The 12,798-nt window shown below is 69.1% G+C and carries 15 protein-coding genes, 1 tRNA gene and 1 pseudogene; 5 read left to right on the top strand and 12 right to left on the bottom strand.

Annotated elements, in window-relative coordinates:
• Positions 1-4: 4 nt before the first annotated feature.
• Positions 5-367 (bottom strand): annotated as a pseudogene (locus tag F4692_RS21965) (RCC1-like domain-containing protein); the annotation flags it as partial.
• 198 nt (positions 368-565) lie between these two features.
• Between F4692_RS21965 and F4692_RS16330 the strand changes: the two are divergent.
• Positions 566-1,006, top strand: a complete 441-nt coding sequence (locus F4692_RS16330) for a VOC family protein (protein WP_179620765.1) — start codon at positions 566-568, stop codon at positions 1,004-1,006.
• 150 nt (positions 1,007-1,156) lie between these two features.
• Positions 1,157-1,507: a hypothetical protein gene (locus F4692_RS16335; protein ID WP_179620766.1), complete on the top strand. Its 351-nt coding sequence runs from the start codon at positions 1,157-1,159 to the stop codon at positions 1,505-1,507.
• Between the two features lie 165 nt (positions 1,508-1,672).
• Here the strand turns inward: F4692_RS16335 and F4692_RS16340 are convergent, their stop codons facing one another.
• The 5 genes from F4692_RS16340 to F4692_RS16360 all read right to left on the bottom strand — a co-directional run bounded on the left by F4692_RS16340 (position 1,673) and on the right by F4692_RS16360 (position 5,354).
• Positions 1,673-2,470 carry a mechanosensitive ion channel family protein gene (locus F4692_RS16340; RefSeq protein WP_179620767.1) on the bottom strand — a complete coding sequence of 266 codons (798 nt, stop codon included), beginning with the start codon at positions 2,468-2,470 and terminating at the stop codon, positions 1,673-1,675.
• Between the two features lie 231 nt (positions 2,471-2,701).
• The gene (locus F4692_RS16345; protein WP_179620768.1) at positions 2,702-3,445 is read right to left on the bottom strand and encodes a TetR/AcrR family transcriptional regulator C-terminal domain-containing protein; all 744 of its coding nucleotides are present in this window, start codon (positions 3,443-3,445) and stop codon (positions 2,702-2,704) included.
• A 364-nt stretch (positions 3,446-3,809) separates the two neighbouring features.
• Entirely contained in the window at positions 3,810-4,244 is a 435-nt protein-coding gene (locus F4692_RS16350; protein WP_179620769.1) for a GNAT family N-acetyltransferase, read from the bottom strand.
• A gap of 346 nt (positions 4,245-4,590) precedes the next feature.
• On the bottom strand, positions 4,591-5,001 hold the full coding sequence (locus tag F4692_RS16355; protein ID WP_179620770.1) for a DUF3592 domain-containing protein: 411 nt from the start codon (positions 4,999-5,001) through the stop codon (positions 4,591-4,593).
• Positions 5,001-5,354 (bottom strand): DUF3592 domain-containing protein, encoded by a 354-nt coding sequence (locus F4692_RS16360; protein ID WP_179620771.1) that lies wholly within the window; start codon positions 5,352-5,354, stop codon positions 5,001-5,003. Before F4692_RS16360 ends, F4692_RS16355 begins: the two co-directional genes overlap by 1 nt.
• Before the next feature lie 234 nt (positions 5,355-5,588).
• Between F4692_RS16360 and F4692_RS16365 the strand changes: the two genes are divergently transcribed.
• Positions 5,589-5,906: a hypothetical protein gene (locus F4692_RS16365; protein ID WP_179620772.1), complete on the top strand. Its 318-nt coding sequence runs from the start codon at positions 5,589-5,591 to the stop codon at positions 5,904-5,906.
• Between the two features lie 193 nt (positions 5,907-6,099).
• Here F4692_RS16365 and F4692_RS16370 read toward each other — a convergent pair whose 3' ends face one another.
• The gene (locus F4692_RS16370) at positions 6,100-7,215 is read right to left on the bottom strand and encodes a hypothetical protein (protein ID WP_179620773.1); all 1,116 of its coding nucleotides are present in this window, start codon (positions 7,213-7,215) and stop codon (positions 6,100-6,102) included.
• 484 nt (positions 7,216-7,699) lie between these two features.
• On the opposite strand from F4692_RS16370, the gene F4692_RS16375 reads away from it, so the two are divergent.
• Entirely contained in the window at positions 7,700-8,383 is a 684-nt protein-coding gene (locus F4692_RS16375) for a neutral zinc metallopeptidase (RefSeq protein ID WP_179620774.1), read from the top strand.
• Positions 8,384-8,439: 56 nt separating this feature from the next.
• Here the strand turns inward: F4692_RS16375 and F4692_RS16380 are convergent, their stop codons facing one another.
• Positions 8,440-8,592 carry a hypothetical protein gene (locus tag F4692_RS16380; RefSeq protein WP_179620775.1) on the bottom strand — a complete coding sequence of 51 codons (153 nt, stop codon included), beginning with the start codon at positions 8,590-8,592 and terminating at the stop codon, positions 8,440-8,442.
• Positions 8,593-9,017: 425 nt separating this feature from the next.
• Positions 9,018-9,091, bottom strand: a tRNA-Pro gene (locus F4692_RS16385).
• Between the two features lie 212 nt (positions 9,092-9,303).
• Here F4692_RS16385 and F4692_RS21880 point away from each other — a divergent pair.
• Entirely contained in the window at positions 9,304-9,966 is a 663-nt protein-coding gene (locus F4692_RS21880) for a M23 family metallopeptidase (RefSeq protein WP_179620776.1), read from the top strand.
• A 24-nt stretch (positions 9,967-9,990) separates the two neighbouring features.
• Here F4692_RS21880 and der read toward each other — a convergent pair whose 3' ends face one another.
• Genes der through cmk form a run of 3 tightly spaced genes read right to left on the bottom strand, consistent with a single transcriptional unit; the run spans position 9,991 to position 12,794 of the window.
• Positions 9,991-11,358 (bottom strand): ribosome biogenesis GTPase Der, encoded by a 1,368-nt coding sequence (gene der, locus F4692_RS16395; protein ID WP_179620777.1) that lies wholly within the window; start codon positions 11,356-11,358, stop codon positions 9,991-9,993.
• A gap of 6 nt (positions 11,359-11,364) precedes the next feature.
• Complete coding sequence (locus F4692_RS16400; RefSeq protein WP_179620778.1) at positions 11,365-12,111, bottom strand: lysophospholipid acyltransferase family protein; 747 nt, start codon at positions 12,109-12,111, stop codon at positions 11,365-11,367.
• Positions 12,108-12,794 carry a (d)CMP kinase gene (gene cmk / locus F4692_RS16405; protein ID WP_179620779.1) on the bottom strand — a complete coding sequence of 229 codons (687 nt, stop codon included), beginning with the start codon at positions 12,792-12,794 and terminating at the stop codon, positions 12,108-12,110. Before cmk ends, F4692_RS16400 begins: the two co-directional genes overlap by 4 nt.
• Between the last annotated feature and the right edge of the window lie 4 nt (positions 12,795-12,798).

Below are 12,798 nucleotides of genomic sequence, written 5' to 3' on the forward strand. Positions count from 1 at the left end.
CCCACGCTGTGACCCTTCCGTCACTGGTCAGCGCCAGCGAGTGAGCCTGCCCAGCGGCCACCGCGGTCACGGTCTTGTCAGCCAAGCTGGCCGGGACGACCGCCTGCTGCCCACCGCTGGCACCCCATGCCACGACCTTCCCACCCTGCGACGCCGACACGGCAGCTCCGACAGGCGCTGCCTCCGCAGGTGCCACGGCAGCGAGAAGCCCCGCGACGAGAAGCACGGTCATCGCGGTGAACAGCCGCGCGGCCGCGCCTGCCCCACCCACCCCGGAGCCCTTCCCTGCCGTAGAGACCTGGGGTGACCAGTCAGTGTGCTGCACGATGTCCGCCGTTCTGCGAGGTTCTGCCCGCCCTCGACGCATCGATGAACCAGCGCCGGGGGCAGCCGGTCCGCGACGAACGTTAGAGCCCGCTGCGCGGCACCGCAGTCGAACGCCCCAATCCCCCGGACGCCACCCACATCGATCCACGCCGTGGTGTCACGCAAAGGCAGGACGCCGCACTGACCGTCGAGGAAGCCTCGACGCCACGTGGCCATCGGAACGTCTAGCGTGGTCGGGGTGACGTTCTGGCAGCTGGCGATCGATGCGAACGACCCGCCTCGCCTCGCTCGCTTCTGGGCCGAGGTGTTGGGTTACGTGCCAGTTCCACCTGACCACCCCGACACGACGTGGCACGCGCACTACCGCAGACGACTGGGGGACGAAGTCGCGTTCGACGACCGCATCTTCGACCCCGCGGGCCGTGGCCCCGTCATCTGGTTCCAGAGTGTCCCGGAGCCGAAGGCCGGCAAGAACCGGCTGCACCTCGACGTGTACCCCACCGGTCGCGACGACGGCATGTCCATGGACGCCCGGGTCCACCTCGTCGAGGCACGCGTTGCCGAGCTCGCCCGGCTAGGTGCGACCGTGGACCACCGGACCAGAAAAGACGACCTGAGCGACCCGGTCTACTACGTGGTCATGCACGACCCGGAGGGCAACGAGTTCTGCGTGTCGTGACGGCCGGGGCGCTGCCGCTGTCTCACGGGCCAGTAGTCGGGCCCGCGGTAGGTCACGACGAGCGCAGCGCTCACATGCGTCCCTTCCGTCGCCTATCGGGGACATCCGGATCTGGTACCGATGCGGATGTGTCGAGGCAGACTTCGCTTCATGGCCAAGCACGACGAACACGCGCCCACGGAGGGATACGTCTCGTACGAAGCGGTGGGCCACGAGAGTGCCGACACGTGGGAGCCACCGCCGGCCGGATCGCTGATCAAGCTGATGGGTGATTACGGCGCCGACATGCCGCTGTGGCATGACGGGTTGTTGCTCGCTGACGCAGACGAGGGAGTTCGACTGCTCGGGCTCAGTCAGGGACTTGCTCTGGCCTTGGAGGACTGGGGGAGGCGCTGGGATGGGCCCCAGGATCACGCTCAGCGCGACGCAGAGGCCGAGATGCTCCTCGCGCGGCTACGTTCGGAACTCGGCGACCGGTACGACTTCCGCTACCACCCTTAGCAGTGCGTCCGGATCTACCGTGACGATTGCGTCCGTCGGCCGCCCTGCGGCGTCGAGCGAGCTGGGGGGACGAAAGAACCGCCAGGACGCCGGCCACCCGCCCGGGTCTCCCCGGACGGGTGGCTGCTGAGGTGCGTACGTGCAACGTCGCGCAGTGGCTGGACCTCAGCTGTCGAGCGGGTGTGCGTTGCCGGTGGACCCGGTTGCGTAGGTGGCGCCAGGCGTGGAGGGCGACGCCGCAGACGCGGCGTGCTGAAGCTGGTCCTTCGCGTCGGGGGCGCCGGCGGCCTCGCGCTTGAGACGCGGGGCCTCCTCCTCGGCCTTGGTCAGGTAGCCCTCCCAGCGGTGCTGCATGGGCTTGATCAGACCGCCGCCCACGCCCACCACGATCACACCGCCGACGGTGGCGAGGATGGCGATCAGGACGGGGGTCGTGACCGTGGTGGCGACGCCGACCTGGTTGAGGGCGGCGACCACGCCGAGGAAGAGGATGAAGATCGAGGAGATGTTCGCGAGCGCCCTGCCGTACGAGAGTCCGCCCAGGGCGCCCTCGACGAGGACCTTCACGGCGGCCGCGATCGCCGAGGCCACGACCAGGATGATGATGGCGACGATCAGGCTCGGCAGGAACGTGATGACCTGCGTGAGGAGCTCGCCGATCGGGTTGGGTCCGAAGACGCCGAAGGCCAGCTGGAGCACGAACAGCATGAGCGTGTAGTAGACCAGCTTGGCGATGATGTCGCTGGCGTCCATCTTCGAGTTCGCGAGCGCCTTCTTCACCCCGCCGCGCTCGACCGCCCTGTCAAAGCCGACGCGCTCGAGGAGGGCGCTCAGGGCCTTCCCGATGGCCTTGGCGATGAGGAGGCCGACGATGAGGATGATAAGGAACAGGACGAGCTTCGGGATGAATTCGGCGAGCAGGCTGAACCCGTCCCGCAGACCGTTCTCTAGTGAGTCACGCATGATTTCTCCTTGGTGTCGGTGCACCCGGACAGCACGAACCGCACCCGCAGTTGCATGACGCGGGCGCGATCAGGTGCTCACCCGGTAGCCATCGGCTGGGCCAGGGAGCGAGCGGTCACGGCTGGTTTACGTTGTAAACCACACCATGGGAGCGAACGGAGGAGCAACCGCCGTCCACCCCTTCGGACCTCGCGGAGCTGTCCCGTCGCCGATGCGGATCGCCGACGAGGCTCAGTCGTGGGTGGTCTCGTGCCGCATGAGGGCCATGCGGTTCAAGAGCTCCTCCAGGGCTTCCTCGAACTCGACGGAGGACGTGTCGATCGACAGCGCCGGCCGGAGCCGCTGAACGTGGGGGTACGAGGCCAGGCCCTCCGGCTCGGGAGCTTCGTCCACCACGTCGAGGGGGCCGACGTCTGCTCCGAGCGTGGCGACCTCGAGCAAGAGGTGACCCAGCAGGAAGCTGGAGAACGCGCGATAGCTGGCGACCGCCGCCTCATCGGAGAATCCCTCGGCCTCGAGGCCGGCGAGGAAGATCTCGACCCAGCGCAGGCTGCGCAGTGGGGGTCGTAGCCACGGCGCCTCGGGTGGGCGGGAGGCGATCAGGGGAAACGCCTTCGGGTGGGCGAGCGCCACGCGTCGTACGCCGTGGGCCAGACGCTGCACGAAGTCCTGCCACCCGTCCTGTGGGGCGTCGATGACGTCGCTGTCGACATCCATGGCGTCGACGAGGGCCTCGACCACGCCGTCGAGGAGCTCGTCCTTGCCCTGGACGTAGCGGTACAGCGCCATCGCCTCGACGCCGAGCCTCTCGCCCAGGCGGCGCATCGTCAGACCCGCGAGGCCGCTGTCGTCGATGTAGTCGATGGCTGCAGAGAGGATGCGCTCGCGATCGAGGGGCCGGCCTCTCGACGGAGGCGCCTTCCCCTCGACGATGGCTGCGTCTGCATCCTCGATGGCGTCGTTGTGGCCTGACATGAACTCCCCCTCTCCCGGTCCAGCCTAGACACGCCTCGGCGCCCGGACGATCGACGAGCCTGGACCGCCCCGGGATCCACGACGCTGGCCCTGGGGTCGTACCGCGGGGAAGTCCGGCGGAGCGGTCAGCACGGGGCAGCGATGCGCCTGGTGTCCGTCATCGGGCTCACCCGAAGGATCGCTGGGGGCTCGCGGCCTCGGGCGTGCTGGGTGGGACGGCTCTCGGTGTGGCTGGAGACCCACTCCTCGGCGGGGTGTTCGCCTTCGCGAGCGGCGCACGCGGGACGGGTGGGCGGCGGGTCACGTCGCTCCACCGCGACGTGTGGACGGACTCTCATGCCCCGGGTCGACGCGGGGCGAACTGTCACGGTCGTGCGAGGTAGGCCGTCTTGGCGTCGCGCGAGAACCCGCACGTTCGGTAGAACGCGTGGGTACGAGCATCTTTCGATCCCGTGAGCAGCATGGCTTTGTAGCAGCCTGCGTTCCAGGCGTGCTGCAGAGTTGCCTCCATGATCTGCTTTCCGAACCCGGTGCCACGCACAGATTCGTGCACCACGACGTTCTCGATCACCGCGTAGGGCGACGCGCTCCGCGTCATGTTGGGGATGACGTTGAGGTAGGTAGTGGCGACAACGACGCCGTCGGCCTCCAGGACCAGCAGGGTGAGGCCAGGGGTATCGAGAATCGTGTCGAAGATGGAACGCGCCGCGTCGTCCGGAACGACGGGATCTTCTGGTTGCAGCTGTCGATACAGGCGGCGGATGGCACCGAAGTCTTCGCTGCGTGCTGCGCGGATCACAAGAGAATCGTAGGCGCGTTCATGCACCGGTCGATGCACTCGTGTATCGCGCTCCGCGACCAGGCGGGGTACGCCTATGCGCCGCGTCGAGGCGGCCGTCAGCTGAAGCTCGTAGGAGTCCTGTGTCCGGTTCGATGACTGGAGGCTCACTAAGCGATACGGGCAGCAAGTCCCGCGCGCTCGACCAATACGGGGTCTCTGCCGACCGTCCCGCGCAAGACAAGACGCACGACCTGCACACGCTGTGAGTCCAGATATGCCGCGACCCGATCATCCGCTCATGTCGAGATCCGTGGACCTGGTTCAATTGATGCGCCAAGGGAAGGGCCACTTCCTTGCGACAGTGTCAGCCAGGATTGAGCGCGTCGATCGTCAAGATGATGCCGACGACGAAGAAGCCGGAGCACAGCACGGCGAAGAGCCGACTCCCCACGTCCGAGCTGCCGGCGATGACCGACGTGGACGGATCATGCGGGTTGACCAGGAGGTTGATCGGTCGCGGTCCCGCCCCAACAGGTACTCCTCGGCTGCCAGGAGATCCTCGACCGCGACGAACCACCCCGGCAGGGTCGACGTATTCGTAGTCGGCCACCAGCGACGCGGACCCGGATGCGACGTCGCTGCCGGAGGTGGTGCGAAGTCGGGTGATGCTCCCGACCGTCGGGATCCAGGACCGCTGGCGCGCACGGCTGCGAGACCCCAGCAGGAGGCCGTAGGCGGGAAGCGCGGTGCACACCAGCGCGAAAAGGAACTTCATCACCACCAGGCCCCGGCCTTGCTGGGAGGTTCAGCGACGACGGACCGGGTCGGATTCTTAGGGTCCACCCTCAGCTCGATGGTCTGCGCCTCGTCGCCGAGGCTGATCTGCAGCCCTCTCGCCGACCCCTCGCCGCGGTGCATGCGTCCGAGGTGGTCGCGGTACTCGTACGTCACAACGAGGTACGACGAACTGGGGGTGTCGTCGTCGTTGGTGTTCGTCCGGCGCCGCACATGAGTCACGATTCCCCTCGCCGGCGTCCACGCGACCTGCCTCCGACGGTTGCTCAACACCGCGATGCCGATGAGCGCCAGGAACCACAGCGGCGAAAGCAGTACAAAGCTCTCCAACATCACTGCAGGTTAGGCGGCAACACACCCGCTGTGGGCCGGAACTCAGGATCTCGTCGGCGAACCCGACCGCACCTTCCACAGCCAAGGCGTTGGAGCCGCGATTGATCGGATCTGCCGCGATCAGATCGTCCGGATCTGCCGATGTCCGGATGGGCTCGTGACTAGCCTGCGAGGGTGCCTCGGTCAGTAGTCGTCCTCAGCGACGATCCCAACCTCTTCCGCAGCGTCGCGTCCGTGCTTGAGCCCGACGGTCGTTTCGTGGTTGCTGGTGACGACCTGCTGCATTGCGACGGCGCAACTGCGCCGCTGACAAACATCTACCCCGCCGAGAACCTTGCAGCCGATTGGCAGGACTGGCGAGCGGGCGATGGCGGGTTGTCCGGTCCCGAGCAGATGTCGTCGCTCATCTTCGAGACCCGGTCTCCCGCGTGGGTCGCTGAAGTCGGCTTGCTTCTGGCTGAGGGACTTGAGACACAGGCGTGGTTCGTCGATGCGGCCGACGTCGTGTGGCCCGTCGGCAAGGTCGATTCAGAGCAAATCGCGCTTTCCTGAACATCCGCACATGCCGCGATGAGTGCGCCTTCACGCCGCCGTCGGGACGTTCGCAAAGTCCGCATGCGCCGACGTGCGTTGCCACTGATCCCCCGTCAGTTGCTCACTGGGAAACGGACGTACCCGGACCAGCCGAGCGAGGTCGCGGACCCCAGCCATCCACGCGCAGGAAGCGTCGAGGATGTCCGGCTCGTCAGGGTGTCTTACGACGAGCCGCCCGGCCGAACTCCGCTTCCTGCTCCACTTCGTGGATGGCGAGCTGCATGGACCACCAGTCGCGCAGGTCGTCCACCCACTCGATGGGTACGTCGCTGTGCTCGTGCTCGATCGTCGTCCACGGGTCACCGTGATCGTCGCGGCTGGTCTCCAGGGTCGTGGTCACCCGCGTGTCGGTCGGCAGGAACATGTCTTTGTCCCAGGCCGGGCGTCCCGGCACCTTGACGCCCCAGTTCCAGAGCCGGACCGCCCGCCGTGGCCGATCGACCTCCGTGAACCACGAGATGATCGTGCCGTTCGACCCGGTGAGCTGATCGGCTGTGTCGCTGGAGTACGCGGACATCCGCGCGCCCAGCTCGTAGCGGTTGCCACCTCCCCCGAAGATCCAGCTGCCCTCGGTGACCCGCCAGCTGCTCCAGCTGGTCACGTGGCTCACGACCAGGAACATCTTCCGGCGGGTGCCGCGCACCGTCTGTGTCAGTCTGAGCGAGCCGAGGTCCCCTGTGAGGGTCCGCGCTCCTGCGCCGCCGTCGACGTCACGACCGATCCGCTGCGATGCGGCGAGTCCGGCGGCAGCCTCCGGAATGCGCATCAGCTCAGGCTCATCGGTGTGCTCCAGCGCGTAGGCGCTCGTCATCCTGTGCACGACACGGCCTGCCGGCGTGGCTGGCCACGACTCGATGAAGTACCACTCGACCGGGTCTTCTCCCAGCTCCTGCTCGCCGTCCTCGTCGCCGCGGTCGCGGTCATGGAGTCGCCCCCGCGCGCTCACGCGGATCCGGTACGACCCGGCCGAGGGCACGACAGGAATCCCGAGGTCCCCGTCGTCCAGCTCGGTCACTGCGATCGGGCCGAGAGCCTCGATGCTCAGCTCGACGATGTCCTCGTACCCATCGCGCAGCGGCGGTTCGGACTCGAGCAGAGCCGTCGTCACCTCGAACGGACCCCACTGCGAGCCCGTCTGGATCCACAGGTCACCCATGGCCTCCTCGACCCCGACGAGAAGGAGGGTGTTGTCCTCCCATGCCTCTGCCCTCGCGCCGCCTCGCAGCACCACCACCCCGTGGTCCGAGCTCAGCACGTCGGTGTACACATCTGCAGCCATGTCGTCCCCCTATGGACCCTCGCCTGCATTCAACCGTCTCGTAGCGACGCACGTGAGCTTTCGGATGGCATGCGTTCACGTCTGCAGAGACGAGTACGCGGACCTGCCGAGTGAGGTTGTCCCGCTGCGCCTCCCCAGGTGTGACGACAGGGGTGTGACGAAAGGGGTGTGACGGCAGGGTGTGAGGTTTGGGGTGGGTGGGTGCGGGCAGGCTTCCGGGGCGCGGCCATAGGGCCGTCCCGGATGCAAAGGACTCAGCATGACTTGCCGCATCACTGCACGCGTCGTTCCCTCCCACCGGCGTGCCTTCGGTGTCGCCGCACTTGCCGCGGCCTGTCTGCTTGGCTCACTGGCTGGTGGCGTCCCTGCCTCGGCGACGAGTACCGCCCCGACCGCAGGTCTGGCGGCGGCCGCGCCTGTTGCAGCAACCCCGGCGCGTCGGATCGACCCGCGCCGGATCAAGCCCGACGTCTTGAAGCGCAACCGGCTCTACCGCGTCGGGACCATGACGGGCGCAGGCTGCGCCCCGGCCTCACAGGTACCTCTCGACAGCTCCGCCAACCTCCTGGCCTACTACCGGTCGACCCTTCCGTGCCTGGACCAGGCGTGGAAGGGCAGCTGGCGGAAGCTGCGCAAGGCGGGCGTGAAGTTCCGAGCCCCGAAGGTCGTCGTCCACAACGGCTCGTCCTCGAGCCCGTGCGGCACGCCGGGTCGCCTGTCGTTCTACTGCGGCCAGAACAAGACGATCTACATGTACGACGCCGAGATAGTGAACCCGTGGAACGCCTACCCCGGCGATGAGTACAGCCACGGCTTGACCCGCCTTGCCGCCACGCACACCCTCGCGCACGAGTACGGCCACCACGTGCAGCAGCTCGTTGGCATCCTGCGAACCATCGGCCCGCGGTACAAGGGCAAGCTCGAGCGTCGGGCCGAGCTCCAGGCGAGCTGCCTGGGCAACGTCTGGCTCTCCGCGCAACGCGACGCCTACCCGATCCTCGCGGACTACTCCCAACGACCCGAGCTCTGGCGCTACATCAGCGTCAGCAACCACGGCTCGCTCGCCAACCAGGCCTACTGGACCGACCGCGGCTACGCCTCCGCTCAGCCAGGCGACTGCAACACCTTCAAGGCGCCCGGCCGCACGGTGTCCTGAGACCGGGACGACCGGCACGCGCCGTGCGCCACCGCCGGACGTACCGAGTCGATGCGTCAGGACCCGAAGGCGTAGACGATCACGAACCCGCCGACCATGAGCAGCAGGAGGGGCAGGAGGGTCCAGAAGTAACGCGTGTCGACGTAGGACTTCTTGGCGTCCGGATCCCACGGACCCTGCTCGTCGTGACTGCCGGGGTTGATGATCAAGACGGTCTCCTACCCTGCGCCGGGACGGCCAACCCTACAAGGCCGCTCTCCAGCACTCGCCCGGGCGAGTGCTACATCGAGGATGGCGGTCATGGCTGTTGCCGCGGGCTGCCCAGTCGTGGGCGACGTCGATGCACAGTATCCGGGCCTGCTCGCGGTCCACGACGAAGTGCACTCGTGGATCACCCGCTCCGACCACGTAGCGACAGGGCCTCCACGGGAGGTGTGGCTGACCGCGTCCGATGACACGGATGGCCTGCGCGTGCGGGTCACGTGGCCGTACGCCCCGCGCATCGCGTCTCTGCCTGACGCCTGACCCTGTGCCCCTTCCGGCGGCTCGTCCCATGGACGTCCCACTGGTCGACAGCTTCAGGAACGACGAAGCCCCTGACCGGCGTCTCCGCTGGTCAGGGGCTTCTTCTCGGTCGGGCTGACAGGATTTGAACCTGCGACCCCTTGACCCCCAGTCAAGTGCGCTACCAAGCTGCGCCACAGCCCGAGTGCTCCCGGCGCGAGGCCTGCGAAGCGAGGGGAACACTACCGCAGCCACACCGGGGTGACGGAATCGGGCCGGGCCTCGTGCGCCGGTCCCCCACCGCTCGGACCAGAGCGCCTGGTCCGTGTGGGTCATTCGACCCCGAACGCCCGCGGTGGACGTCCCGGTCGGCACACCATGGACCACCGACCTGTGGGGGGTTCTGAGTGTCATCCGTGCCGCGCCGCTCCAGCCTGGTCGCAGCCGTCCTCCTGGCTGCCGCCGGGCTGGGCGTCGCCGCGCCCCGGGCCGGGGCAGCACCTGAGTCCGCCGTGCGCGAGGACGCCCGGGTCGCCCGGGCCGTCGACCTGGCACGTCAGGTCGGCGCGCGCCAGCAGGCACTTGCGAGCCTGAACCGACGGGCCGACACCCGTGATCGCGCACTCCTCGGGCGCGCGCGGGTGCTCGCGGCGTACGGCTGGAGCGGCGACCCCGAGGCCGCCCGCGCCGTGCTGCCGCTCGCCGACTACCGCATCTCCGCCGGCTTCGGTCTCACCGGACCGCTGTGGGAGGACGAGCACGGCGGGCAGGACTTCGGCGCCGCCGTCGGCGAGACGATCGTCTCCGTCGCCGCCGGTACCGTCACCGAGGTCGCCGACGCCGGTCCCTACGGCCTGCGCACGATCGTCACGTTGCCGGACGGCACGGAGGTCTGGTACTGCCACCAGACGAGCGCCACCGTCCAGCCCGGCCAGGCCGTCGACCTCGCCGACGTCATCGGCACGGTCGGCTCGTCGGGCAACTCGACGGGACCGCACCTGCACCTGGAGGTACGCCCCGCCGGCGGCAGCCCGGTGGACCCGATGGACTGGCTGCGCGCGGCGGGGCTCACGCCCTGAACCGGTCCCGCACCAGACTGCGTGTCAGCGCTTGCGCTTCTCGCGCGGCTTCTGCTGGATGACGATGGGCGTGCCGACGAAGCCGAACTCCTCACGGAGCCGACGCTCGACGTAGCGCTCGTAGGCGGCGTCGAGCTTGCCGCTGGTGAACAGCACGAAGGTGGGCGGGGCGACCGAGGGCTGCGTGGCGAACAGGATCTTGGGCTGCTTGCCGCTGCGCACCGGGTGCGGGTGCTCGGCGACGAGCCGACCGAGGAAGGTGTTGAGGGCGCCGGTGCCGATGCGCGTCTCCCAGCCCTCCAGCGCCTTGTCGATGGCCGGGACGAGACGATCGACGTGCCAGCCCGTGCGGGCGGTGAAGTTGATCCGCGGCGCCCACTGCAGCTGCACCAGGTCGCGCTCGATCTCGCGCTCGAGGTAGTAGCGGCGCTCCTCGTCGACGAGGTCCCACTTGTTGAAGGCCACGATCATCGCCCGCCCGGCGTCCCGGATCGTCTGGATGATCCGCATGTCCTGCTCGGACACGGTCTGGCTGGCGTCGAGGACCAGCACGGCGACCTCGGCCCGGTCGATTGCGGTGGAGGTCCGCAGCGAGGCGTAGTACTCGTGGCCGGACGCCTGGTTCACGCGCTTGCGGATGCCCGCGGTGTCGATGAAGCGCCAGGTGCGGTCACCGAGCGTGATCAGCTCGTCGACCGGGTCGACCGTCGTGCCGGCGACGTTGTCGACGACGACACGGTCCTCCTTGGCGAGCATGTTGAGCAGCGAGGACTTGCCGACGTTGGGCTTGCCGACGATGGCGATGCGGCGCGGGCCGCCGACCTCCTCGAACGACTCCGCGGGCGTCTCGGGCAGCGCCTCCAGGATGGCGTCGAGCATGTCGCCGGAGCCGCGGCCGTGCAGCGCGGAGACGGGGTAGGGCTCACCGAGGCCGAGGTTCCAGAGGCCGAACGCCTCGGCCTCGGTGCGCTGGTCGTCGACCTTGTTGGCGGCCAGCACCACGGGCTTGCCCGACTTGCGCAGGATCCGGACGACCGCCTCGTCGGAGTCGGTGATGCCGACGGTGGCGTCCACGACGAACAGGACGGCGTCGGCCAGCGACACGGCGACCTCGGCCTGCCCGGCGATCCGCTCGGCGAGGCCGCGGGCGTCGGGGTCCCAGCCGCCGGTGTCGACCACCGTGAAGGCGCGGCCGTTCCAGTTGGCGTCGTAGGACACGCGGTCGCGGGTCACCCCCGGGCGGTCCTCGACGACCGCCTCACGGCGGCCGATGATCCGGTTGACGAGGGTCGACTTCCCCACGTTGGGTCGGCCGACCACGGCGAGGACGGGGACGGGCCCGGACGTCTCGTCGGTGGCGGGCTCGACGCTGGCGGCGTCGTACTCAGTCATGGGTGCTCACAGCTCTCTGGATGGCTCGACGAGCCCGGTGTCGGGGTCGTCCTCGGATTGTCCCGCAGGAAGGGGCCCGGGCAAGGATCGGCGCGTGTCGGCCAGCGCGGCCGCCAGCTCGGACAGCATGTGCCCCTTGAGCAACACCGACGTGGCGGCGACGTGTTCCCGGGTGCGCGGCCACGCCTGCTGTGTCGTGTGCCACGGCGTGCCGACGACCACGTCGATCCGCGCGCCGCGGGGTGGCAGCGAGCCGGTGGCGCCGCCGGGCTCGCGCGTACCGACGAGAGTCACCGGTACGACAGGTGCGCCCGTCACGAGGGCCAGGTACGCCGCGCCGTGGTGGAAGCGTCGCAGCTCGCCGTCGCCGCGGGTGCCCTCCGGGAAGATCCCGACCACTCCCCCGTCGCGCAGGACGCGCAGGCACGTACGGATCGCGCCGGGGTCGGCGTGGAAGCGGTCGAGCGGCACCTGGCCGGAGGCGCGGAGGAACCGTCCGAGAGGGCCGGCGAACATCTCCTGCTTGGTCAGCGCGTGCACGGGGCGTGGAGCCACGACCGCCAGCAGCGGTCCGTCGATCACGCCGACGTGGTTGGCCGCGAGGATCACTCCGCCGGTCGCCGGCACCCGCTCGGGGTGGTGCACCTGCACCGACCAGCGACGCCGCAGCAGCCACGCGGCGGCGGGCCGGAGCCCGCACAGCAACCGTGTCGGCGGGTGCCCCGCGGCGCTGCCGGGCAGGTCGGTGGTCACCTGCCCCGCGCCTCCTCGGCGAGGGTGACGATCCGGTCGACCACCTCGGGCAGCGTGAGGTGGGTGCTGTCGACGTGCACGGCGCCGTCGGCCATCGTCAGCGGCGCGGTCGCTCGCCCGGAGTCGATGCGGTCGCGCTCGAGCAGCGACTGCTGGGTGCTGGCGAGGTCGCTGCCGCCCTCCTCCAGAGCGCGGCGCTGCGCGCGTGCGTCGGGGTCTGCGCTGAGGTAGACCTTGAGCTCGGCCTGCGGCCACACGACGGAGCCGATGTCGCGGCCCTCCACGACGATCCCGCCGGTGCCGATCACCTCACGCTGGAGGTCGAGCAGCAGGCTGCGCACCTCGGGGACCGCGCTGACCGGGCTGACCGCGGCGTTGACCTCGTCGCTGCGGATCTCGACCGAGACGTCGACGCCGTCCACGGTGATGGTGGGGGCGAGCGGGTCGGTGCCGGACTCGATCACCGGGCGGCCGCAGGCCGCAGCCACGGCAGCCACGTCGTGCACGTCGACGCCCTCGCGCAGCAGCCACCACGTCATCGCACGGAACATCGCGCCGGTGTCGAGGTAGCGCAGGCCCAGGCGACCGGCCACGCCCCGCGACGTGCTCGACTTCCCGGACCCGGAGGTGCCGTCGATCGCGATGACGAGGGCCGTGGGGTCGAGGGAGGTCTGGTCGCTCACGGGC

The organism is Nocardioides cavernae, from assembly GCF_013410035.1.
In the GTDB taxonomy this organism is placed as follows: domain Bacteria; phylum Actinomycetota; class Actinomycetes; order Propionibacteriales; family Nocardioidaceae; genus Nocardioides; species Nocardioides cavernae_A.

What these genes read in the sequence shown, in the direction of transcription:
- F4692_RS16360 (WP_179620771.1), bottom strand. Translation starts at nt 5,354, where the DNA reads ATGTTGGAGAGCTTTGTACTGCTTTCGCCGCTGTGGTTCCTGGCGCTC.
- F4692_RS16355 (WP_179620770.1), bottom strand. Translation starts at nt 5,001, where the DNA reads ATGAAGTTCCTTTTCGCGCTGGTGTGCACCGCGCTTCCCGCCTACGGC.
- F4692_RS16340 (WP_179620767.1), bottom strand. Translation starts at nt 2,470, where the DNA reads ATGCGTGACTCACTAGAGAACGGTCTGCGGGACGGGTTCAGCCTGCTC.
- F4692_RS16335 (WP_179620766.1), top strand. Translation starts at nt 1,157, where the DNA reads ATGGCCAAGCACGACGAACACGCGCCCACGGAGGGATACGTCTCGTAC.
- der (WP_179620777.1), bottom strand. Translation starts at nt 11,358, where the DNA reads ATGACTGAGTACGACGCCGCCAGCGTCGAGCCCGCCACCGACGAGACG.
- F4692_RS16345 (WP_179620768.1), bottom strand. Translation starts at nt 3,445, where the DNA reads ATGTCAGGCCACAACGACGCCATCGAGGATGCAGACGCAGCCATCGTC.